The 22,825-nt window shown below is 66.3% G+C and carries 21 protein-coding genes; 5 read left to right on the forward strand and 16 right to left on the reverse strand.

The genetic code is table 11. The features are described 5' to 3' along the window. Positions 1-60: 60 nt before the first annotated feature. On the reverse strand, positions 61-2,499 hold the full coding sequence (locus tag IT430_00700) for a VacB/RNase II family 3'-5' exoribonuclease (GenBank protein MCC6906433.1): 2,439 nt from the start codon (positions 2,497-2,499) through the stop codon (positions 61-63). 110 nt (positions 2,500-2,609) lie between these two features. Between IT430_00700 and IT430_00705 the strand changes: the two genes are divergently transcribed. Together IT430_00705 and IT430_00710 are read left to right on the forward strand one after the other, a co-directional pair. Further along, a complete protein-coding gene (locus tag IT430_00705; protein MCC6906434.1) occupies positions 2,610-2,993 on the forward strand; it encodes a YlbF family regulator in 384 nt (127 codons plus the stop codon). Between the two features lie 59 nt (positions 2,994-3,052). Continuing rightward, positions 3,053-3,685, forward strand: a complete 633-nt coding sequence (locus IT430_00710; protein MCC6906435.1) for a carboxymuconolactone decarboxylase family protein — start codon at positions 3,053-3,055, stop codon at positions 3,683-3,685. Between the two features lie 30 nt (positions 3,686-3,715). On the opposite strand, the gene IT430_00715 is transcribed toward IT430_00710, so the two are convergent. Together IT430_00715 and IT430_00720 are read right to left on the reverse strand one after the other, a co-directional pair. Beyond that, a complete protein-coding gene (locus IT430_00715; GenBank protein ID MCC6906436.1) occupies positions 3,716-5,092 on the reverse strand; it encodes a hypothetical protein in 1,377 nt (458 codons plus the stop codon). A gap of 38 nt (positions 5,093-5,130) precedes the next feature. Beyond that, positions 5,131-5,700 carry an inorganic diphosphatase gene (locus IT430_00720; protein ID MCC6906437.1) on the reverse strand — a complete coding sequence of 190 codons (570 nt, stop codon included), beginning with the start codon at positions 5,698-5,700 and terminating at the stop codon, positions 5,131-5,133. A 106-nt stretch (positions 5,701-5,806) separates the two neighbouring features. Between IT430_00720 and IT430_00725 the strand changes: the two genes are divergently transcribed. Further along, the gene (locus IT430_00725; protein MCC6906438.1) at positions 5,807-6,601 is read left to right on the forward strand and encodes a zinc-dependent peptidase; all 795 of its coding nucleotides are present in this window, start codon (positions 5,807-5,809) and stop codon (positions 6,599-6,601) included. A gap of 5 nt (positions 6,602-6,606) precedes the next feature. Here IT430_00725 and IT430_00730 read toward each other — a convergent pair whose 3' ends face one another. Genes IT430_00730 through IT430_00740 form a run of 3 tightly spaced genes read right to left on the reverse strand, consistent with a single transcriptional unit; the run spans position 6,607 to position 12,054 of the window. Next, positions 6,607-8,469, reverse strand: coding sequence for a glycosyltransferase (locus IT430_00730; GenBank protein ID MCC6906439.1), 1,863 nt, complete (start codon positions 8,467-8,469; stop codon positions 6,607-6,609). 4 nt (positions 8,470-8,473) lie between these two features. Beyond that, a complete protein-coding gene (asnB, locus tag IT430_00735; protein MCC6906440.1) occupies positions 8,474-10,357 on the reverse strand; it encodes an asparagine synthase (glutamine-hydrolyzing) in 1,884 nt (627 codons plus the stop codon). After that, a complete protein-coding gene (locus tag IT430_00740; GenBank protein MCC6906441.1) occupies positions 10,336-12,054 on the reverse strand; it encodes a glycosyltransferase in 1,719 nt (572 codons plus the stop codon). Before IT430_00740 ends, asnB begins: the two co-directional genes overlap by 22 nt. Positions 12,055-12,131: 77 nt before the next feature. Here IT430_00740 and IT430_00745 point away from each other — a divergent pair, with 77 nt between their 5' ends. Then, positions 12,132-13,247 carry a glycosyltransferase family 4 protein gene (locus tag IT430_00745; protein ID MCC6906442.1) on the forward strand — a complete coding sequence of 372 codons (1,116 nt, stop codon included), beginning with the start codon at positions 12,132-12,134 and terminating at the stop codon, positions 13,245-13,247. Between the two features lie 3 nt (positions 13,248-13,250). Here the strand turns inward: IT430_00745 and IT430_00750 are convergent, their stop codons facing one another. The 5 genes from IT430_00750 to IT430_00770 form a co-directional block, all read right to left on the reverse strand. Next, the gene (locus tag IT430_00750; GenBank protein MCC6906443.1) at positions 13,251-13,658 is read right to left on the reverse strand and encodes a DUF4190 domain-containing protein; all 408 of its coding nucleotides are present in this window, start codon (positions 13,656-13,658) and stop codon (positions 13,251-13,253) included. Positions 13,659-13,708: 50 nt separating this feature from the next. Next, positions 13,709-14,089, reverse strand: a complete 381-nt coding sequence (locus IT430_00755; protein MCC6906444.1) for a hypothetical protein — start codon at positions 14,087-14,089, stop codon at positions 13,709-13,711. Between the two features lie 5 nt (positions 14,090-14,094). Continuing rightward, entirely contained in the window at positions 14,095-14,490 is a 396-nt protein-coding gene (locus tag IT430_00760) for a DUF4190 domain-containing protein (protein ID MCC6906445.1), read from the reverse strand. 272 nt (positions 14,491-14,762) lie between these two features. Next, positions 14,763-15,815 (reverse strand): hypothetical protein, encoded by a 1,053-nt coding sequence (locus IT430_00765; GenBank protein ID MCC6906446.1) that lies wholly within the window; start codon positions 15,813-15,815, stop codon positions 14,763-14,765. Between the two features lie 147 nt (positions 15,816-15,962). Continuing rightward, positions 15,963-17,126, reverse strand: coding sequence for a hypothetical protein (locus IT430_00770; GenBank protein ID MCC6906447.1), 1,164 nt, complete (start codon positions 17,124-17,126; stop codon positions 15,963-15,965). Positions 17,127-17,353: 227 nt separating this feature from the next. Here IT430_00770 and IT430_00775 point away from each other — a divergent pair, with 227 nt between their 5' ends. Next, complete coding sequence (locus IT430_00775) at positions 17,354-17,869, forward strand: GNAT family N-acetyltransferase (GenBank protein ID MCC6906448.1); 516 nt, start codon at positions 17,354-17,356, stop codon at positions 17,867-17,869. A gap of 2 nt (positions 17,870-17,871) precedes the next feature. On the opposite strand, the gene IT430_00780 is transcribed toward IT430_00775, so the two are convergent. The 5 genes from IT430_00780 to IT430_00800 all read right to left on the reverse strand — a co-directional run bounded on the left by IT430_00780 (position 17,872) and on the right by IT430_00800 (position 22,791). Further along, positions 17,872-19,191 (reverse strand): hypothetical protein, encoded by a 1,320-nt coding sequence (locus IT430_00780; GenBank protein ID MCC6906449.1) that lies wholly within the window; start codon positions 19,189-19,191, stop codon positions 17,872-17,874. Between the two features lie 115 nt (positions 19,192-19,306). Next, complete coding sequence (icd, locus tag IT430_00785; protein ID MCC6906450.1) at positions 19,307-20,749, reverse strand: NADP-dependent isocitrate dehydrogenase; 1,443 nt, start codon at positions 20,747-20,749, stop codon at positions 19,307-19,309. A gap of 120 nt (positions 20,750-20,869) precedes the next feature. Continuing rightward, positions 20,870-21,373: a hypothetical protein gene (locus tag IT430_00790; GenBank protein MCC6906451.1), complete on the reverse strand. Its 504-nt coding sequence runs from the start codon at positions 21,371-21,373 to the stop codon at positions 20,870-20,872. 12 nt (positions 21,374-21,385) lie between these two features. Continuing rightward, entirely contained in the window at positions 21,386-21,916 is a 531-nt protein-coding gene (locus tag IT430_00795) for a hypothetical protein (protein MCC6906452.1), read from the reverse strand. Continuing rightward, positions 21,913-22,791 carry a hypothetical protein gene (locus IT430_00800; GenBank protein MCC6906453.1) on the reverse strand — a complete coding sequence of 293 codons (879 nt, stop codon included), beginning with the start codon at positions 22,789-22,791 and terminating at the stop codon, positions 21,913-21,915. Before IT430_00800 ends, IT430_00795 begins: the two co-directional genes overlap by 4 nt. Positions 22,792-22,825 lie beyond the last annotated feature (34 nt).

The following is a 22,825-nucleotide window of genomic DNA, read 5'->3' on the forward strand; positions in this document are numbered from 1 at the left end:
TCAACCACGAAGGCACGAAGCGGGCACGAAGTCAAGACAGTGAATGAGCTCCAGTTCTGATCAGCGGCGCTTTTTTGTTCGCTTGCCCTTCTTCTTCTGGATCGGCTTTTTCGGCGCGGGCTTGCTTCTTCCGGGAGGTTTCGCCTTTCCGTTTTCCCTTCGTGGCTTCTTTGTGTCCTGCTGCCCTTTCTGGTTCCTGTTGGACTCACGACTCTTCGCAGGCGCTGCGGCCTTGGCGACGATGCGCAGGTCCATCCGCCGGGCGGGCGGATCGACGAGCATGATGCGCACCTGCAGCCGGTCGCCGATCTGGATCGTCGCGCCGCTCTCACTCGTGAGCGCGCCGGTCTGCTGGTTGATGCGCCAGCGGCCCTGCCGGTCGCCGCGGCTGCGCTTGCCGCCCGAATTGGTCGTCTCGAAAGCCTCGGGGTCGCGGATGTTCACAAAACCTTCGACGAGGCACTGGTCGAGTTGTACGAAGACCGCCGACTCGGACACGCCCACCACCACACCGTCCATCACGTCGCCCTGGTGGCGCTCGGCGATGAACTGGAGCACGAGGAAGTTGCGCAGGCTGCGCTCGGCCATCTCGGCGTTGCGTTCGGCCTCGTTGCAGCGCGTGCCTATCTCGATGAGCCTTGCCTCGTCGGGGCAACGCTTGTCCTTGCGCAGGGTGTTGCCGATGCGGCGATATCCCTTGCCGCGCGGCCGCTCGCTCCCGTTGCGCGTCTGCTCGAGATACGCCGCGAGTTGGCGATGAAGCACGAGGTCGGGATACCGGCGGATCGGGCTGGTGAAGTGGGCGTAGTGCGCGCTGGCCAGTGCGAAGTGGCCGATCATCGCCGGCGAATACTCCGCCTTGGTCAGACTCTTGAGGATCGCCAGGTGCACGGCCTGCTGGCGCGGCGTGCCGCGCGTGGCTTCGAGCACGTGCTGCAGTTCGAATCGCGTCGGGCTCTTGGGCAGGTTCAGCCCCGCCACCCGAAAGTACTGCCGCAATTCACCGAGATCAAACGTGGATGGATCCGGGTGCGTGCGCCGGAGGATCGGCACGTTCAGCCGGTCGAAGAGCCGCGCGAGCGCTTCGTTCGCCTCGACCATGAACATTTCGATCAGGCCGTGCGTTGACGCGTCATCTTCCGGCTCGGCTCCGATGACGTGCCCCTGGTCGTCGAAGATGAGTTCGACCTCGGGCAGGGTGAGAACGATCATGCCGTCTCTCGTCCGGCGGCGGCGAAGCACCTTGGCCAATTCATCCATGAGTTTGAGCGTCGGCAGCAGCGCCTCGGGATAGTCCGTCTCGCTCATCGAGTGCTTGCGCGCTTCCTGGGCGTTGCCGAGGATGAGATGCTCGGCCTCGAGATAGGTCAGCCGCTTGCTCGAGCGAATCACGGACTTGCAGTAGCGCTCGTCGCGCACCTGCCCCTTGCCGTCGTAGCGGATGAAGACGGACTTGGTGAGCCGATCGACGCCTTCCTGCAGCGAACACACGCCGTTGCTGAGCACTTCGGGCAGCATCGGGATCACGTGGCGCGGCAGGTAGACGCTGTTGGCCCGCTGCCGCGCTTCGAGATCGAGCGGCGAGTCGAGCGTGACAAATGTCGAAGCGTCGGCGATGTGCACGCCCAGCTCCCACCCGCCGTCGTCGAGGCGCTGAATCGAAATCGCATCGTCAAAATCGCGCGCATCGGGCGGGTCGATGGTGATGATGAACTGCTCGCGCAGGTCCTCGCGGCCCTCGATGAACTGCTCGGTGTCGGCAAACTCGCGAGCCATCTCCGCGGCCTGGTCGAGCGCCGCTTCCGGGAACGCACCCGGCAGGCTGTAGGTGTGGATGACCGCCTGCGTCTCGACGTCGGGCAGGCCCGCTTCGCCGAGGCGCTTGATGATCACCCCTTCGCCCCACTCGCCGGCGTTGGGATAGCGGATCATCTCGACGACCACCTTGTCGCCTTCGCGGGCGTTCTTGGCGCCGACATCGCGCACGCGGACCATGTCGTGCAGTTGGCGGTCGTCGGGCTCGACCAGCCAGTGCTGCTGGAATCGGCGCAGCGTGCCCACGTAGGACGACTTGGCGCGCTGGAGGATCTCGACGACTTCGCCGGTGTACGGCGATGCGCCGGGGGGCGCGCCGCCGCGGCCCCGGCTCCGCACGACTCGCGCGCGGACGCGATCGCCGCTCACCGCCGTGCCGGTGGCGCCCGGGGGCACGAAGAGATCGCCCTCGCGATTGGGCGCATCGGGGATGATGAAGCCGAAGCCCTTGGGGTTGACGCGGATCTTGCCGATGAGTTCGCGGCCGATGGGCGGCAGCATGAACTCGCCGGCGGGGGCCGAAGTGATCTGCCCCGCCGCCATCAGTTCATCCAGCGCCTGTTCAAACTCGGGCAGATCCGCCTGCTCGACGCCGACCTGCTCGGCGAGCAGATCAAAGCCGACCGGCTCGTAGCGGTGATCCCGCAGGTGAGCGAGGACGCGACTCTTGAAGCGAAGGGGCATTGCCATCCATCCACGGAGGGAGAAAGCAGATGATAGCAAACCCGCGTAAGGACACGGAGGCGACGATTGCCGGGCCGGCTGGCGCTGCCGCCCAACCTATCATCACTCCTATGGCTGACACCCCGCAGATCATCGAGGCCGCCACCCGGCTCGGCCGACTGCTCGCCGAGCACCCCGCCGTCGCCCGGTATCGCGAACTGCTCAAGGCGGTTCGCAAAGATACCGACGCGCAGCGGCTGCTGGCGGACTACTCCCGGCACATGGATGCGATCTCCGAAAAGGAGCAAGCCGGCCAACCCATTGAAGTGCAGGACAAGCACAAGTTGGCTGACCTGCAGAGTCGCGTGGCCATGCACCCGCAGTTGCGCGAAATGCAGATGGCGCAGATGGATTACGTCGATCTCATGCGCAAAGTCGATGAGGCGATGGCGTCGGCCGGCGAGGTGGGCGAGACGCCGGCCGGCGAGGTGGGCGAGACGCCGGCCGCGGGCTGACGAGCGAACGGGTTCATTTCCCCGTTGGCGGCTCTGGCCGTTCTCCCGAAACATCTGGCATGACGGGCGCTGCGACCGCGCGGCTTGGCGCCGCGCTGCGGCGCTGGTCGAATCGTCCGCTTCTGACCCGCATCGATCGGGAACTGGAGGATCTCATGCCGCGCCTTAAAGTGATCGACCCCGCCACCGCATCCGGCAAGGCCCGCGAACTCTTCGAGGGACCACTGTCCAACAAGAAGCTCAACATCTACCGGGGCATCGCCAACAACCCCGGCGTGCTCGAGGCCTTCCTGAAGTTCTCCAGCGGCGTGCGGGCCGGCAGCCTGACGCCCGCCGAGCATGAACTGATCGCGCTGACCTGCGCCCAGGGCACGGGCTGCGCCTATTGCCTCGCGGCGCACACCAAACTCGCGGCCAAGGTGGGCATCGACGCAGCCGCCGCGGTTGATGCGCGCAAAGGCCGCGCCGCCGTCCCGCGCCACCAGGCCCTGCTGCGCTTTACCAACGCGCTCCTGGAGAAGCGAGGCTCGGTGAGCGATGCGGACCTGAACTCCTTCCGCCAGGCGGGCTTTGACGATGCAGCCGTGGTCGAGGCCATCGCCGCCGTCGCCGTGAACCTCTTCACGAACTACTTTAACGATGTGAATCACACGGAGATCGACACGATGTTCGACCCGGCGCCGCCGATCTGAGCGGCTGCCGCCACCGCCGCGCCGTGCGCGCTACGCCCCGAGCAGTTCGGCCTGGGGCGCTTCTCGCCGCGGATCGGTGCGCGCGATGATGTCCGACACGCCCTGCTGGTTGAAGCCCTTGTAGCCGTCGTTGCGCTCGAGGTTCTCGAGGTGGGATCCGATCGCGCCGGTCATGCGGAACTGGTTCGCCTGCGTCGGCGTGATCTGGCCTGCCTGGAGCAGGCGGTTGATGCGCGCGTCGGAAACTTTCCACCGCTCGCCCTCTGAGAAGGCCTGGCGCAGGTAGGGCAGATCGGTAAAGGGCGACATGGTGTTCACCCCCGCCGCCTGCAACTGGTCGCACAGCGCCTCGTGATCGAACTGGCATTCGAGGTGGTGCATGCCGGCCTGCAGGATCGACTCGCCGTGCAGGCCGCACCAGAGGCCGACGGTTCCGAGTTCGTGGCGCTCGGGCAGCGGTTCGTGCGCGAAGTCGCCGGCGACCTCTTCGGGCGAGAGATCGACGTCGGCGAAGACGACGATGCCGCACGCGGGCTGCTCAAGCACCTGCGCTCCCCACCCGGCTTCGGCGCCAGCGTAGAAGCGCTCGCGGGGCTTCATGCCCAGCCGCTCGAAGAGCGCGACGAGTTTGCGAAAGTGCTGGCGGGACGAGCGGAACGTGTGATGATCGTGGTTTGCCCAGCCCAGGCCCAGGGCATCCTGCCTTCCCTTTTGGATCCGCGCGGCGCGATTGCGGCGAGCCCAGTATTCTCGTTCTGCGGCGAAGAAGATGTCACAGGCCATGTCGGCGCCAAGATCGGCAATCGCCGCATCGACGAGCAGGCGGACGCGCGCGAAACCCTGGTCGTCATTCGGCCACTCGCGCTCGCGCCGGCGGAGCGACTCGTAGTGCCGGACCATCTGCAGGCTGCGCTGGGGCTGCGGCGGGGGCACGACGATGCTGCGCGAGCCGTGCCGCTCGATCGCCCAGAGGTCGGCCCCGTCGCCGTGGAAGACCGGCGCGCGGCGCACCGCCGCAAACGGCTCGCCTTCGATGACGTGGTCGTTGCTGATCATCCACGCGGCCATGAAGTCGGCCACCGACTCGACCTTGATGAACACGCGGTGGACTGTAGTGTCAGACACGGCGAACGTCGGAAACACGCCGCCTTCATGAGTAAGCACGCGCGTCGAACCCACGAGTTCGCGGCAGGCGAAGCCCACTTTGCCAAGCCGGTACTCCCAGTCATCGCTCGCGGGCACCTCGATCGAATCGATCCAGTCGATAAAGCGCGTCGCGGTTTCCTGGCGCATGCGCCGGGCCAATTCAGCAGCCCGCGGGCAGTGGGAGAGGAGGTGATCGACGACTTCGCGCACGAGTGCCTGCGCTTCGGGTTGAGGCTGCCAATGGAACTGCGCTTCTGCCATGGTGCTGATTGCTCGCTGCTGGTTGTTCCTGCGGGCTTTTACGATCCCGCCGCGACGGGCGAGGGCAAATCCTTGTAGCGCCGTATGGATTCTTCAATCTCCGCGTGGGCCGCGGCGGCGTCGTGCCAGCCGAGCGTCTTCACGTCGCCGGAGTCTTCCAGTTGCTTGTAGGTGGCGAAGAAGTGCTCTACCTCGCGCAGGAAGTGCGAGGGCACGCGCCACAGATCGCGGAATTCGGCGAACGTCGGATCGGTCGCGGGGACCGCGAGCACCTTGAAGTCGTTGTCGCCACGATCGGTCATGCGAAACAGCCCCAGCGGCCGGGCCTCGATGAGGCAGCCCGAAAACGTCGGCTCGTTGACCATGACGAGAATGTCAAGCGGGTCGTGGTCTTCGGCCAGCGTCTGCGGAATGAAGCCGTAGTCGCCGGGATAGTGCGCGGAGGAATAAAGGTAGCGGTCGAGTTTGAGAAGACCGGTGGTCTTGTCGAGTTCAAACTTGCTCCGCCGGCCCTTCGGGATTTCGACGATGACGTTGACGGTGTTCGGCACGTCGGGGCCGGGCGGCACGAGCATGAACGGGTTGATCGACGCGTGCTGCGGCGACATGGCGGACCTCGATCCAAGGTTCGTTCGGGAAGAGCAGATGATATGAGCCGGCAGACAGGCAGTGCACCTGGCGAACCGGACGCAGGTTTCCACCTTAGAATCTGCCGTGCCGATCGGGCGACTCATTCATTGGATCACGGGTTTTCGCCGCCGGCGCCGCCGCAAATTGCGCGCCCGGCCGTTCCCGCCGCCATGGCGCGGCATCCTGGAGCGGCGCAGCGGGTCGTGGCGGCGCCTGGGCCCGGCGGACCGGGCCGAACTGCTCGGCCACATTCAGGTCTTCCTCGCCGAGAAGAATTTCGAGGGCTGCGGCGGACTGGCGATCACCGACGAAATCCGCGTGACCATCGCCGCGGAAGCCTGCGTGCTGCTGCTCCACCGCGAAGATGAGTACTTCCCGCTGCTGCGTTCGGTGCTGGTGTATCCGACCGAATACGTCGCGCCCACCCTGGAGCACCTTGACGACGGCACGGTCGCGGAGGATCATCAGCCGCGACTGGGCGAGTCATGGGACCAGGGCTCGCTCGTGCTGTCGTGGGCTGATGTGCTCAGCGGCGCGGAGAACGCTCGCGACGGGCACAACGTCGTGCTGCACGAGTTCGCGCATCAGATCGACGAGCAATACGGCCTGTCGGAGGCCGATCCGCGCACCGCGCCCAACGACGCCGCCCGGCAGTGGGCGGAGGTCTTCGGCCGCGCGTTCGACCGGTTCGTCGGCGAGGTCCATCGTGGCCGCGCCGGGCCGATCGACCCTTACGGCGCGACGAATGAAGCCGAGTTCTTCGCGGTCGTCACCGAGACGTTCTTTGAGCGGCCGGCTGATCTGCGCCGGTACGACACCGATCTGTACGACCAGTGGTCGCGCTTCTACCGGCAGGATCCGATCTCCTGGCGCTCCTGATCGCGTCAGCGGATGTAAGTGGCGAGCGTGCGCTCGAGGATCGCCGGCAGGCTGAATCTTTCGCGGATCACTTCGCGCCCGGCCCGGCCCAACTGATCGCGCAACTCCGGCGCGTTGAGCAGACGACTGACGGCGGCGGAGAGTGCGCCGACGTCGCCGCGATCGGCCAGCAGCCCCGTCCGCTCATGCTCGATGATTTCCGCCGTGCCGCCTGCGTCGGTGGCGACGACGCCCTTGGCCAGGGCAAGCGCTTCGAGCAGGCAGTTGGGCGTGCCTTCATGATCAGAAGTCAGCAGCACGACATCCGCGGCAGCAAGCAGCGTGCGCACATCGCGCCGCTGACCCAGCAGATGAACAGCGCTCTCCAGGTGCAGCGACTCGATTCGACGCTGAATTGAGGCGGCGAGCGGGCCGACGCCGACGAGCGCCGCCGTGCAGTCGGCGTGCACGAGTCGCAGCCGGCGGATGACTTCGACGAACACATCCGGCCGCTTCTCCTGCGATAGGCGCATCACGGCGACCACGAGCGGCTGATGGGGCGCGACGCCGAGTCGCTCGCGAGCGGCGATGACATCATCGGCCGCCGGCGCGTCGAATGCCTCGGGCGGGACGGCGTTGCGCAGAAGCACGAACCGGTGCGGCTCGATGCCGATCCACCGCGCGTAGTCTTCGATTCCCGCTTTCGAATTGCCGACCAGCGTGATGCGCGACTCACCCGCGAGCAGGAGATAGCACGGCTGCATCCACGGCTTGTGGAGGTGGGGAAAGTGAGCCGGGTTGACGTTGCGCGTGGAGAGAATGATGCGCGGCACACCGGCGATCAACCCCGCGATGCCTCCCAGCACGTTGGGCTCATCCAGCCAGCAGTGCAGCACGTCGGGCGGGTGCGCGAGCAGTTCGGCGAGCACGTCGAGCACTCCGTCGCGAATGCAGGTCGGCGTGGCGCGGATGAGTTTCCGCAGCCGCTCGTCGGCGCGGAGGTACTCAGTCAGCGCGTCAACAGCCGCAATGTCCATCGCGCCGGCCTGGCGCGCTTCGACGCCCGCCTCGGCCAGCAGCGGCGCGTAGTGCGCGTGCTGGCCGGACAGCGGCGTCTGCGTTCGCACGGTTGCGTCGAGACCGGCGTGCCGCTGCGCGATGGCGAGACTGACGACCTGGCGCTCGGCCCCGCCCGAGTCGAGGCTGCTGACAAAGTGCATGATCCGCCGCACCTGCTTGCCGCTCGGCGCCGCAGCGGCCGGCCGCTGCGAGCGGCGCCACACTGCGGCGAACTGCCGGACCGCATCACGCTCGGCCTGCGCTCGCTCGCTGACCGCCCCGTGCATCGCCACGGCTCGCACGACGCGCAGCACCGAGCGGTCAATCGTCCAAGCGAGGCGTTGCAGGCCCGGCCGGCCGTCAGCGCCCGGCATGGCGCCGTTGAGGCGGACTTTGCCGATCAGCGCCTGCGCAATCGACACGCGCAGCCAGCGGCCGTGCTCGTCGAAGATGGCCCAGCGCACACCCGCGCGGCGCAGGTCGCGCAGCATGCGGCCGCTCGCTTCGCCATGCGGCTTGAGAAACACGGCGGTCGAGCCGGCGCTTCTCAACAGACCCGCGGCGTCGCGATCGAATCCGCCGGGCAACCGCGGGTTCCAGCGGACGTGCTGGAGTTGCGGCGTTGAGGCGCCGGCAACTTCGGGGAGCAGTTCTGCCGTGGCGTCGTCCTGGATGATCACGCATCGCTGCAACCGCGGGAAGAGCAGCCGCAGTTCGGTCTGGTCGAGCCGGCCCTGCGCGACGAGGATGAGCGAGGTGCGCTCCAGCGCCGCAGGCGTGCGGCGGTCGCCGGAGAGGACATGCGCGAGCAGTCGTGCCGCCGTCGCCATGGCTTCAGCGGCTCACCGGCTGGGCGAGGGTAACAGTCTGCACGCTCGGCGGCGCCGGCTGATCGTCGAGCCGACGGAGCCACAGTTCGAGCACGAGCATGGTCCAGACCTGGTAGACGCTGAAGGACTCGGGGCGGCGCTGCGCATTGACCCACCCGGACAGCGCTTTGCAGTCGAGCAGACCGCGACAGCGCCCATCGCCGGCGAGCAGCAATTCGTCGCAAAGATCGATCATGCTCGACCGACTCCACGAGGCGGAGGGCAGGCCGAATCCTTTCTTGGGCCGCTGCGCCCACTCGGCGGGCAGCCGCCGCGCCAGCAGGTCGCGCAGCATTGGCTTGAGCCGCTGGGCCGTGCCGGCCAGGCGCGAGGGCAGGCGGGCGGCGAAGGCTGCGACGTCCGGATCGAGAAACGGGCTGCGCGCTTCGAGCCCGTGCGCCATGGTCATGCGATCCACTTTGGCGAGCACCGCGCCGGGCAGATAGGTGTGCACATCCAGACGCCGCATGCGATGGACGAGCGGCGCGGCGCCTGACATGTCTTCGCGCATCGCGTTGGCGACGTCGAGTGCCGTGAGCGGCATCACGCCCATCCACGCGCCGATCTGCTCGGGCATGAACATCCAGAAGCGCGGCGAGCAGTAGGCATCCGCCGGGTTCCACCGCTGTCGGCGGCTGGCGACGTAGCGAAGGCGATGAGCGAGATTGGCCTGCTCGCGCAACGTCTCGGCGTAGCGCTGGTAGCCGCCGAAGAGTTCATCGCCGCCGTCGCCGCTGAGCACGACCTTGACATCGCGCCTGGCCAGGCGCGCCAGAAGCCAGGTCGGCAGGCAACTGCTGTCGCCCAGCGGCTCGTCGAGGCGTTCGACCACGGTCGGCAGCAGATCGAGCACATCGGGTTTGAGCACGTCGTCGGTGTGGATCGTGCCGAGCTGCGCGGCGGCGTGGCGCGCTTCTTCATGCTCGCTCTCGGCGCTTTCGTCGAAGCCGATGCTGAACGATCGCACCGGTCCATCGATGCAGCGGCGCATGGCCGAGGCGATCAGGGCCGAATCCACGCCTCCGCTGAGCAGCACGCCCAGGGGCACATCGCTCACCAGCCGGCGGCGCACGGCACGGGTGAGCAGCGCATCGAGTTCATCGAGCAGACTGGCCACATCGCGCACGCCGTCGAGCCGCTCGGCGCCGTCGTCGGGTGACCAGTCGAAGTAGCGCTGCGGCTGGCCGGCGCGGGGTTGCAATCCGAGTTGCACACGCATCCAGCAGCCGGGCGGGAGTTTCAGCGTGCCGGGGTGGATTGACATCGGCTGGTGCACGTACTGGAGCAGCAGGTACGTGGCCAGCGCCGCGGAATCGATCGAGGCGTCAAACCAGGGAATCGCTCGCAGCGCCGAGAGTTCTGATGCGCAGGCAAACCAGTGGTCGCCGCAGGTGTAGTACAGCGGCTTCTGGCCGAAGCGATCGCGCGCGAGGATGAGTTCATCGCGCTGGCGATCGAGCAAGGCGAAGGCGAACATGCCGTTGAGGTCGGCGACACCCTCGGGGCCGCGGCGGGCCAGGTGTTCAAGGAGCGCTTCGGTGTCGCTGTGGCCGCGCCAGCGGACGTGCGGCAGGCCGGCCCGGAGTTCATCGGTGTTGTAGATTTCGCCGTTGTACACGATGGTGTAGCGCCCGCAGGCGCTGGTCATCGGCTGGGCGCCCGCGTCGGTGAGATCGACGATGCTCAGCCGGCGATGACCCAGCGCGAGGCGCAGCCGCGGCTCGAGCAACAACCCGGCATCATCCGGCCCGCGATGGGTCAGACGATCGCGCATGCGCACGACCAGCGCGCCCAGAGCGCGATCGTCAAACTGGTGGCCGTGATCAATCAGGCCGACGATGCCGCACATCGGCCCTCCCCTTCAACGCTCGGCGCTGCAGATTCAGTGCCATGTGATTCCAGCGGTGCATACCGCGGCTCGACGTACTGCAGGTGATCGCTGAACAAGCCGTCGAACTCGAGCCCGCACTGCGGCGCGACGCCGCTCATCCCCGGCCGGGCGCGGCGCACCTGCACCTCGCCGACGATCTGCGCCAGCCGCCCCTGCCGCCGCATGGCCAGCGCGAGGTTGATGAACCATGGTTGAGGCGAGTCGGGCGCACCGAGGATGCGCTGCACCTGCGATCGCTCCACCAGCAGGCACTGCGGGCCGACGAACGAGACGTTGCGCGGCAGCCGCAGCGCCCAGCCGGCGCCGGGATCGGCCGCGCGAACGCCTCGATAGCGAGCTCTGGCGCGCCCGCAATCGTCAACGAGCCACCCGGCGTCGTCGATGCGATCATCCCGCGTGAGCACGACGCCGCCCACGGCTCCAGCGCGGGGCAGTTTCGCGGCCTCGACCAGCGCGCGCACCTGCCCGGCGCTGATGCCGCCAATGTCTTCAGAGAGGAACAGAACCCAGCGCAAGCCACGGCTCGACTGCGGATCGCTCCAATCGTGCTCGACTACGCCGCCGTCGGATCGGGTGCGCACGACCTGCACCTGATCATCTACGCTGACGCCCGGCCGCGCGCGGTACGAGAGCAGAAAGGGGCTGTGCTCGACTCTCGCAGCAACACCGCTTCGCTCCATGAACGCGGCCAGGGCGCGCCGCCCCGCTTCGGCCGCATATGGCTTGGCGCTTCCCGCGCCCGAAGTCGAATCACGGTGCGTGCGCCAGTGATAGAGCACCAGCGGCACGTGTGCGAACATCGCATCGCGTTCGAGGCAGCGCAAAACGAGGTCGTAATCCTGCGCGCCGTTGAATTCAGCGCGCAGACCGCCGATTTGGCGCATGAGATCGGCACGGACCACCAGCAGGTGGCAGCAGTAGTTGCTCGTAAAGAGGTAATGCGGACTCAGCGCCGGCTTGAACACCGGCGTGTGCCGCCTGCCGCGCTCGTCGATCTTGTCTTCATCGCTGTAGAGAACGTCCACTGCGGGCTGGGCGGCAAGCCGCGCCGCGATCGCCGCGAGGGCGTGCACGCTGAGTGTGTCATCATGATCGAGCAGGGCGATGAACTCCCCGGTCGCCGCGTCCAGTCCGGAGTTGGTCGCCTGGGATATGCCCCCCTGCTGCGCCCGGCGGATCAGCGCCACGCGATCATCGCGCTCGCCCAGTTCGCGCAGCGTCTCGATCGTCGCAGCGCGCTCGGATGCATCATCGACGAGCACGAGCGACCACTTCGGATACGTCTGGCCGAGGACCGATTCGACGCAGGCGCGCAGCATCGCGGGATCGGTGTTGTACACGGGAACGATGATCGTGAAAGACGGTCCGCGACGGATCAGCTCGTCATCGAGCCGCACTGTCGCCAGCAGGCCGGGCTCCATCTCGGCCATCCACCGCTGGTAGCGCGTGTCGCGCCTGGCCGCCGCCTGCTCGGCGAGAAAATGGTCGCGCAGGCGCGATCGCCCGCCCTGGCGCCAGATTTCCAGCACGCGGCGGGTGACGTGCCCGCGGCCGCTGCCGCCAAAGCGCCTGCCGAGCCAGTGGAGCGTGTCGCCGGTGTGGCGGAGCGTGGTTGCGACGAGGCCGCCATCTATCCTGGGTTCGATTCGCGTCACGGGGACCTCGGCATGGTGCTGCACGTCGGTCGAGGCGGGAGGTCGTCTGGGGACCACCCCATTGTAGAATCCCGCCGATGCCGATTCAGGTCGCCCACGTTGTTCCGATGGCCACCCGGATCGGCGGCTACGAGCGCCAGGCGCTGCTGCTGGCCACGCATCAGGCGCGAGCCGGGGCTGGCGTCTCAATCATCACCCATTCCGATCACGCGCTGCAACTCAAGGGCCGCACCGGAGATGCTGCGCTGCGCGCCGTGCCGTGGCGTCTCGGCCGGGCGTCGCTGCGGGCGATCGACCGAGCCCTCAGCGGCGTGCGCCTCCTTCACGTGCACGCGATCGATCCGTTCTCGGCGGCCGTGGTGGAGCGGGCCCGGTCTCGCGGGATCGCCGCGCTGGTGAAGGTCGCCACGCAGGGCGATGCGCTGCACTTTGCCGACCCACAGGCGAATCCGCCGGAAGTTGCAGCCCGCCGCGCGTTTGAGCCGTGGCGACTGCGTCGCCAACAGAGGATGATGAAGTCGGCCTGGTCGATCATCCGCGCCGCTGAGATGTTCATCGCACTCAGCGCCGCGATCGAGGATGAACTGCGGTCAGTCGGCATCGAGCCGCAGCGCATCATGCGGCTGCCCAATGCCGTGCGCGTGCCCGAGGCGCCTGCGGCGATTCGGCCGGCTGCGGTCCGCGCGATCTACATCGGTCGGCTCGAAGAGCGCAAGCGCATCGGCGACCTGCTTGCCGCGCTGGAGATCGTGCGGGCGGCGCATGGCGAGGCTGAATTGCACATCGTCGGCGACGGATCGATGCGCGCCGCTCTCGAAGCCGCCGGCTCAAGCGCGGTGTTTCATGGTCCCGTCGGCGATGGGGCTTGCCTGCTGCACTCGTCGGACCTGTTTCTCTTCCCGTCGGAGCGCGAAGGGTGCCCCAACGCGCTGCTCGAGGCGGCCGCGGCCGGTGCGCCGTGCATCGCCACGCGAATCCCCGGCGTCATCGACTGGTTCGATGATTCCATGATGGCGCTGGTGCCGCCTGGCCAGCCCGATGAGATCGCCCGCGCCTGGCTCGGCCTGTGGAGCAATCGCGCCAGGCGCGCGACGATGGCTGACGCAGCGCGAGAGCACGTTCGCGCGGTTGCGTCGGTGGATGTTCTTGGAGAGACTTACGCGCGACTCTATGAAACCGTCGCCGCCGGGTGACGATCAGAACGCGGTGCTTGCAAATGCAGCGAAGATGATCGCGACGAAGAACACCACCAGCACGGAACCGAGCGTTCCCATCACGATTCCCGCCATCGCCATGCCTGCGGAACCGACGATGGCTCCGGAGCGGATGTCGCGCAGCGCCTTCCAGCCCAGGGCCAGAGCGAACGGCCCGCAGATGACCAGCGGCATGCACACAAACAAGGAGACGATGCTCACGATTCCGAGCACCAGGGCCGTCACGGGCAGCGAAGAGTTCGGCGTGGCAACCGGCAGCCCGCGCAGCGAGTCCACGGTCGCCCGGCCACACTCCGGGCACTGGCCGCCGATGGCGGTGCCGGACAGGTCATAGCCGCACTCGATGCAGGCGTAGCCGGAAGGCTGGATGATCGGCGGCGGTTCGACCACGTCGATAGTGTACCGGGACCAGAACCCGGCCGCCTCTCGTTGCCCCGCGGCTACCAGATGTTTTGGATCAGCCCGACGACCATGATTGCCGCCCAACCGAGCAGGAGCACTGTCTGAATCACACCAAACACAAGGCCAAGCGCCGCGCTGACGCGGCTGGCGTTATCATAACCGCCCGCGCGCATTTCATGTCGAGCCTTGACCGCAAGGCGCCACGCCATGATTCCGCAGAGCGGAATGAACGCACCGACTAAGGCGAGAATCAGGCTGTTCGTCGCGGCGACGGAGCGCTTGCAACCCGCCTCCTCCGATCGCAGTGATTCGACCACAGAAGTCTTGCACGCCGGACAGACGCCTCCGACGGCGACACCGACCAGTGCGCCTTGACAGCGCTTGCAGACGAATGTCGCATTGGCGCGGTCTGTCGCCATGCCCGTCAAAACGGTTGGCTCATGCTGATCACTAAGAACAGGAGCGAAACACCTATCAGCGCTGTGCCGATCATCCCGAGAATCCAACCGGCTGTGGCCATCCCCTGGCCGGCTGCGCTGACAGCGCCCTCGCGAATGTCGCGACGCGCTTTTGCGCCCAGGTACCACGCAGCCGGGGCGCACAAGGAACACGCGACGACGCCGAGGATGCCCAGAATCAGCGAAGTGACGGGCATCGACGAGGCAGGCATCTCGCTCTGGCGCGCTCGCAGCGAGTCCACAATCGCCCGGCCACACTCCGGGCACTGGCCGCCGATGGCGGTGCCGGACAGGTCATAGCCGCATTCGATGCAGGCGTAGCCGGAAGGCTGAATGATCGGCGGCGGTTCGACCACGCTCATAGTGTACCAAGTCTGTTGCCCAAAGATGCGCCAGCACCGTCATGCCTGCGCAGGCAGGCATCCACGAACGTGCAAGCGGATGCACTCCGGGTTGGATTGCGAGTGGTGCATCGTGGATTCCGCCCGCGCGGGAATGACTGGTTTGATCAACAGACCTCTACCAGAACCGGCGATCGCCCGCGACCGGCGGCGCGGCGAGAAACGAACGAAGCGCTCCGGAAGGTGAGGAGCGCTTCGCCTGTGATCGGGGTTGTTGCGGGCGATCGTGTCGCTTACCAGTCGATGGGATCCGTCGGACCCGCCGGAGGGGACTGGGGCTTCTCGCCTGGCCCGCCACCGCCACCCATGAGCGGTTGCATGTGTCCCGGCGAAGACTGGGGTTTCTCACTGGACCCGCCGCCGCCACCCGTCGGCGACTGCATCGCTCGGGGCTTGCCTCCGGGAGGTCCGCCGCCGCCGGGCTTCTTGCTCGGAGGGCCGCCGCCATCTCGCATGTTCGGCTGCACCGGGCCGGGCTTTTGCCCGGGTCCGCCGCCGCCCATGAACGGCTGACCATCGCCGGGCTTCTTGTCGGGAGGACCGCCGCCGTGCATTCTCGGCTGCATCGGGCCGGGCCGCATCATGCCATGCGGCCCGCCGGGGGGCGGACCGAAGCCTTGGCGCATGCCTCCCTGCGGGCCGGCCGTTCCCGGCGGCATCGGGCCGCGCGGGTCCCACTGGCCCATCGGGCGTCCCGGCATACCCGGCCCGGCGCCGGGGCCGCGACCGAATCCCTGTCCGTCAAAGCGCTGGTGACCCATCGGACGCGGCGGCGGGCCTTGCGGCGGCCCCCAGCCCTGCTGACCCTGCATCGCCATGCCGCGCTCATTCAGCCGGCGCAGGCGCCGCTGCTGAATTCGCTCATGACGCATCTGACGCCGCAACTGCCGCGCCTCGGGTCCGCGCGGCCGGCCGCCCGGCGCCAGAGCGCGGCCTTGGCCGCGCGGGCCTGCGGCGTCGAAGCGCTGTCCCCTTCCGCGCTGCATCGGCGGCGCACCGAACTGCGGCTGATCCATCGACGAGGGCGGCGGCGGCATCTCCTCGGGAAAGGCGGGCTCGCCTTGCATTTCACCCTGACCTGGCGCGCCTGGAGGCGGCGCCTGCTGGTCGCGCTGCAGCAAGCGCTGCCGGCGCATCTGCCGCTGCGGCCGCGCCTCGGGCTGCGCCGGCTGATCGGTCGGCGGCGGCAGGTCGGTGGGCTGCTGCGCCGACGCGGCCACGGGCAGGCTCAGCACCACCGAGCCAAAGATCGCCGCGAACATGTTGCGTCTGGAATTGAGTTTCATGATGATCTCCACAGGTTTGAGGCCGAACTGCAGCGCTCACTCTGCGCTGTGCTGAGTTCACAAGTCACAATGCGTCCGGCAGATCAACGTACGGAGGGGGGCCCTATTGCGGCACCATTCACGCCACCCTTGGAGGATAGGACGGTTCTATCGCCCCCCACCACAGTCTCGGGTATCACCGTCCTCACCTTCCAACCACGGCGTGGTCGCGGCGACGACTCGCAGCGCCTGGCCGATTTCGTTCATCAGATGCAGCGCCTCGCGCCGAGTCTTCAGGTCATCGGTGATTCGAAAGTGGCCCAGTTCGGCGCTGTACGCCACGACCCAGTACCGCCGATAGCGGATCGAGTTGTAACGCCGATCCCACGACCCATGCCGTTTCCAGAGACGCTTGGTCACTGTCCTGCTGCGGCAATCCAGAGAATGGACCAGCCTGCGCTCGATGGCGACCTGGTGCAACTTCGACAGCGGCCAGGTGGCGGCGCGGGCGATGTGTGTTGCATTCACGATGATGGTCGATCGCCGAGCGAGCGTCACGATCACGCCGACGACGCCGACGGTCGCGACGATCACGCACAGCGCCGCATCGAAGCCGCTCAATGACCAATGCGACAGCGCCCAGATGCCGGCAGCCGCCAGGGCAGCGCCTGCCGATGCATGCAGCACGAGTCGCGCCGTGGTGTCGCGATAACAGATATTCACCAGCGCCTCCTGCTCATGCACCTTCAGCCACGACGGCCGCGGGCCGAGCGATTTCTGCCAGTCGGCGAAAACCTCCGAGCGCTCATCGTCGTCGATCTGCCCGTACTCGTCGCGCCGATCGAGGATCCGTTCGACCAGGCGCTCGACGCGCTGTGCGTCCTCGGCCGTCCAGCAGCCGGACACCAGCGTGATCCATCGCCCGTCGCTCAGTCTCGCCTTGACGTCGTACGGCCCGCCGAGACTCAGCCAGAAGGGCTTGCCCAGCGGCGCCTGCTGCACGTACAACTGCTCGATGCTCGCCGCAGCAATGACGCGCGACGCATTCCACGGCACCGGACCCGATTCGATCACTACATCACCAGCCACCACGCGAATGCGGATCGTGTTCAGCAGGCTCGCTGCGGCAATGGTCATCGCCAGCACAGTCAGGCTCAGCAGAATCAGCGAGAAGACAACCGACAACGTCGTCGGGCCCATTGACCAGAAGCCGGGCACGAGCAAAGCCGTGACGAGCGTCATCAGGCCCGCGGCCGCGACGAGCCCCCAGCGCCCGGAGCGCGAATAGCAGCGGACCACGACCACGTCTGCTTGGAGAGCCGGATCTGGCATGTGCTGATTATTGCGGCGCACCGCGACACGATTTCGTCGCGGTCATCTATGTCCAAGATCGCGCGCTGGGCATCGAGAACCTGAACGCATCATTGGTTCGGTGGCGGACAGTGAGCGACGCTGCACCTTCGGCGACCGCGAGCGGCAACGGGAGGCCCACCATCGCTAGCATTTCCGCGGCCTTTCGAGGCACGTTGCCCGCGAGGACGATTGAGTGGAGAGCGATCATGGCTGGTCTGACCATTGAGACCATCGATCACCGGTCACCCGACATTGCCCGATCCATCCACGCGGTGTGGATGGCGGCATACGCGCTCGAGGCGAGGCGGATCGGAGTGAGACGATTCGAGCCGCTCGAGCGCACCGCAGAATCTATCCGGACATCGCCAGAGCAGTTCCTCGCCGCGTTCATCGACGGCACGATCATCGGGGTCATCGGCGTCGAGCGCGAGTCAGTCGCGCCGCGCGACACGCTACATATCGGCTCGCTCGTGGTGATGCCGACGCATCTGCGGCGTGGAGTGGGTCGCCGCCTCCTGCAGGCGCTCATCGACACTTATCCAGCGCACGACCTCACGGTCTCGACCGCGCTGCGCAATACGGCAGCCCTGGCGCTTTACTCCCGGTTCGGGTTCATTCAGGGCGCTCGTCAGATCGTCGGCACCGAGCAGATCGAGATCGTGTCGTTGTGTCGGTCTGCCGGCGGCCGCTGCTTTCGAGACAACCCCAATAACGCACATTGAACTCATCTTGCCGGCGATTCCGCCTTCTCGGGGCCCGGCGCCGCAACCACCTGGCGTACTTCGGAGCCGATCGGACCATTCCGCGTGAAGAACCGGATGGAATACTCCCCCGGCGCGAGCAACAACGCTGGCGTCGGATCATCGGGCCAGAGAATGGCCTGGTCGGCTGCAACGGCATCGGGAGGCGCTCCCACGCGGTCGGCGCGGACAAAGAGCGGCTCACTCGACTCGGGTGCAAGCGGCTCCAGATCGACGACCGCGCGCCGGCCGCCGAGATCAAGCCAGTCGGGGCGGCCATGGATAAAAGATGTGCGGGGGAAGAAGACCTGCACATCAATCTGACCGGGCATACTCGTGTAGAACTCGCCTTCACCGTTCGCCAGGACAACTGGCTCATTTCCGAGCAACTGCAGACGTTCGGCCGCGCGATACGCCGAGTGTTCATCGGCGCGGCGCTGGCACTCGCGCATGAGGCTCAGGTCGACCGTGAGCGGATCAATCCCGGTCCGCTCGCGGAGGATGGCGGCCATCGGCTTCCACTGCGCGTCACCAGTCTCTGCGATGTGGTACCGACCCGCATAGACGAGAACTCTCGCTTCGGGATCGTCATGCAGCAACTTGGCCAGACTCTCTCCCGAACGGCGATCTCGATCTCCGGGCTCAGGTCCTATCGTCGCGGAGTCAGGCTCGTAGCTGACAACCTCCATTCCAGCCGCCAGTGCCCGTCGAACGGCTTCGGCCAGCACGGGGTCCTTGGTGTAAAACCCCGTGCTGGTAAGCGCGCACCCTTGGGCTTTGATGATCGCCGGATCCTTGCTTGTCAGGGTCTCCATCGCGAGGTGGGTAAACCCGAGGCGGTGGAAGTCCTCGATCGTCTCGGCGAGGAAGGCCCGTTGAAGCGAGACGCGATGCTCTTCATTGAGCATCACGACACGGCGTTGCCTGCTCATCTCGAGCACGGTGCTGATGGCCGGTACCGCGTGGTAGGCGCTCAGGTCCACTTCTCCGCCGGTGTGCGGTGGTTGGTGCTCGTAGAAACGTGCTTCCGCTTCCAGCGCCTTCGTATAATCGCCCGCAAGGGTCGCCGCCGTCGCTTCGAGATCAAAGAGCAACGACGCCCACTTGCCTTCATCAATCGCCCGCTGCTCGCCTTGGCGCAGGTCAAGCAGCGCGATCAACGGTGCCTGGGGTTTGGCCTCCCGCAACGTCTGGTTCATCGAGATGAACGGCCAGGGTGCTTCAGACGACTGCGCCTGGACGGCGGAAATCGCAAGCAGCTGTGCAACGATGCCGATGAAGCACGCGAGTTGGCGCCGGCGCATGGACTGTCTCCCAATGACAATGGAGCCTGATGGCTTACGGTGATGCTTGCAAGAGCCCAGTCCGTCGCAGAAACGACCTCCCGGCATTCATCTCAATTATCTGCCGCACTCCGAATCAGCCCATGTGCTTGATGATCGCGTCGCCGAATTCGCTGCACTTGAGCTTGGTCGCGCCCTCCATCATGCGGTGGAAGTCGTAGGTGACCGTCTTGGCGCTGATGGCGCCGTCGATGCCCTTGATGATGAGATCGGCCGCCTCGGTCCAGCCCAGGTAGCGCAGCATCATCTCGCCTGAGAGGATCACCGAGCCGGGATTGACCTGGTCCTTGTTGGCGTACTTGGGCGCCGTCCCGTGCGTCGCTTCGAAGATCGCGTGGCCGGTGATGTAGTTGATGTTCGCGCCGGGCGCGATGCCGATGCCGCCGACCTGGGCCGCTAGCGCGTCGCTGATGTAATCGCCGTTGAGGTTCATCGTGGCAAGGACATCGAACTCTTTGGCGCGCGTGAGCACCTGCTGAAGGGTGATGTCGGCGATGGTGTCCTTGATGAGCAGCATGTTCTTCCACTTGCCGTCGCCGTGCGTGGGCCAGAGTTTGAGAGCCGTCTCGACTTCGCCGACCACTTTGCGCTGCTGATCGGGCGTCATCATCTCGTAGCCGGGCTCGATCATCTTCGCGTTGGCTTCGTTGGAAAGATTCGGATCGCTCTCCTTGTTGTCGAGGATCCAGGTTTCGCGCTCGGTCACTGTCTGGCCGCGATAGAACGTGGTGGCCACTTTGTAGCCCCACTCGCGGAACGCCCCTTCAGTGAACTTCATGATGTTGCCCTTGTGCACCAGCGTGACGCTCTTGCGCTTGTTCTTGAGCGCGTAGCCGATGGCGCTGTGCACGAGGCGCTCGGTGCCGAGGTAGGACACGGGCTTGAAGCCGATGCCGACTTCGACCTTGACGTCGCGATGAGGAGCCCCGATGCCTTCGAGCACCTTCTGCCATGCGTCGGCTTTCTCCTGGCTGCCGAAGCGGATCTTGTTGAACTCCTTGGGGAAGTGCTCGGCCATGAAGTTGAGAATCTTCTGGCACTCGGCCGTGCCGCCCGCGTACTCGATGCCGGCGTAGATGTCTTCGGTGTTCTCGCGGAAGATCACCATGTCCACGTCCTGCGGCTTCTTCACCGGCGAAGGCACACCCGTGAACCACCGCACCGGCCGCAGACAGACGTAAAGATCGAGCATCTGCCGCAGCGCCACGTTGAGCGAGCGGATGCCGCCGCCGACGGGCGTCGTGAGCGGGCCTTTGATGCCCACGAGGTACTGCTTGAACGCGGCGAGCGTCTCGTCGGGCAGCCAGTTGCCGGTCTTGTTGAACGCCTTCTCGCCGGCGAGGACTTCCTGCCACTGGATTTTCCGCTTGCCGCCGTAGGCCTTCTGCACCGCGGCATCAAAGACGCGGACGCTGGCGCGCCAGATATCCGGCCCGGTGCCGTCGCCTTCGATGAAGGGCAGGATGGGCTGGTCGGGGACGTTGAGACCCTTGGGGGTCATGGTGATGGCAGACGGCATGGTTTTCTCCGCATTCGGCTGGTGAATCTCGATCCAACGCACTCCGGTGCCGGGCAGTATATGGGCCGGCGACCGGCGAGCCGAGACGGGAACTTTTCCTGAAAATGCGCCGAGCCGGCGTCAGTCCATCAGCCACGTCCCGACGCCCAGCGGGTCGATGCGAATGACCGCCAGTTGGGTCAACCAGAAGGCGACGAAAGCGATGTGCAGCAGGATCTGCCGCCCCACAGACAGGCGCAGAGCGCGTCCGAGCCACAGGTTGGCCGCGATGGCGCACATCAGCGCCACGGGCACGAATCCGATCGCCAGCACCGAGATAAAGACCAGCACATCGACGAGAGACGAGATCGAATTCGGATCGTCGATCCAGGCCTGCGGCGCGTGTCCCAGGTGCATCCAGGCGACGAACCAGGTGAACAGGCACAGCAGATTCCAGAGCAGCGGATAGCACCAGACAAAGCCCGTCGCGATGAGCCAGCCGCGCGACGGCCGGCGCTCCACCGTGAAGGTGGCTGCATCCGTCGGGTCGAAGGTCCGGCCGCACTCCGGACAGCGATTCTCGACCAGTCCCTCAAGGCGGTAGTCGCAATCGATGCAGCGCGGGATGGGCGGACGACTGGGCATGATCGCCGACCGTCAGTGTATCACCATGGAATCGACCACCGCGCCATCGACGAAATCGACGATGTAGCCGGTGTACACGTCGCTGGAGTGTTCAAGTGTTGCGGTGAAGCGGCCGTGCTCTTTGAGTTGAAGCGAAGCAAGCGTCACGTCAAGTTCTTGCACGCCGGGACCGAGGCAGGAGTCGAGTGTTCCGTCAGCCTTGAGATAATCGAAAGCGAGACTGCGGATGCGCTGCAGGTCTGCACAGAGCAGCCGGCAGGCCTGCAGTTGCGAAGGCGATGGCGGCCCGCCGTGCGTGTCAACAATCAGCGTGAGTTCCCCAATCTCTGCGGTCCACGCTTTGCCATCGAGAGAGCTGAGATCTCCCAACCCCGGCGCATGCCAGGTGATGCGGCGGCGTTCATCGCGCCATCGCTGCCAGATGCTCATCGGCAGGCTCACGAGCGCGAGAGCCGAAATGGCCAGAGCAACGATCGCTCCGGCGGCAAAGAGCAGGGCCAGCAGCCCACCGACCACAATCCCAAGCCACCACCACCAGCTCACGGCGGCTGGCCCCCGTGTTCAGTTCCGGGCGAAACTGCCAACTCGAACCGTATCCGCTTGTGCGTCTCAGTGATCTGGCTCGCGGCCGCGATCCAGGCGATGATGATGATGACCAGGCCGATGCCGACGAGCCGCCCGAGCATCATCGAACCCAGCACACTGAACACCAGCATCGAAATCGTCACGCCGAGTACGTTTCGTCGGTACTTTCGAAGCAGCCTGTCGCGATCTTCATCGAAGCCAATGCAGCGCTGCTCGAGCGCTCGCAGGTGTGCAAGGAGCAGCCATGCCTGAAGCCCGATGATGGTGGGCATGGCCGCCTGCACCGGCAGCGTCACCCACGCCGGCACTCCCATCGTCAGGTTGCCGAACCGCGTCGCGTTGGCAAGAACAAAAAGCGTCGCGGGCACCAACGCAACCGTCAGCGAGCGCAGCGCTATCGGGCGCACCGGCTTGGTGCTCCTGGCGCGCGGCTCGGGCTCGGTCAACCACCACAGCCCGACCGCGAACACGGCTCCGGAAACGACGATTGCAACCACACTGGCGATAAACAGCAGGCCCAAGACCACCAGCCAATTGGAAACGACGGCCGGCGTTGCCGACTGACCGCGGACGTTCATCACCATCGTGCCGGCGAAGACCAGTACTTCCACGGCGATGGCCGCAAGCAGAATCGTCAAGCCAGTCGATGTCCACCCGGCGCCGCGCGCCATCGACGAAACCCAACGCTGATCCGAATAGCGCAGCCAGAACCCATGCAGCGAGCGCTCGACGTCGGTGCCGCACTCGGGGCACTTGCCCTGCGGCGGCTGGGCCCGCAGGTCGTAGCCGCAGACGATGCACGTCGGGGCGGGAGGATCGGCTAAGACGTTCACCGTCTACAGGATATCCAAAGCAGTCAACCAGATC

Source organism: Phycisphaerales bacterium (assembly GCA_020852515.1).
In the GTDB taxonomy this organism is placed as follows: domain Bacteria; phylum Planctomycetota; class Phycisphaerae; order Phycisphaerales; family UBA5793; genus UBA5793.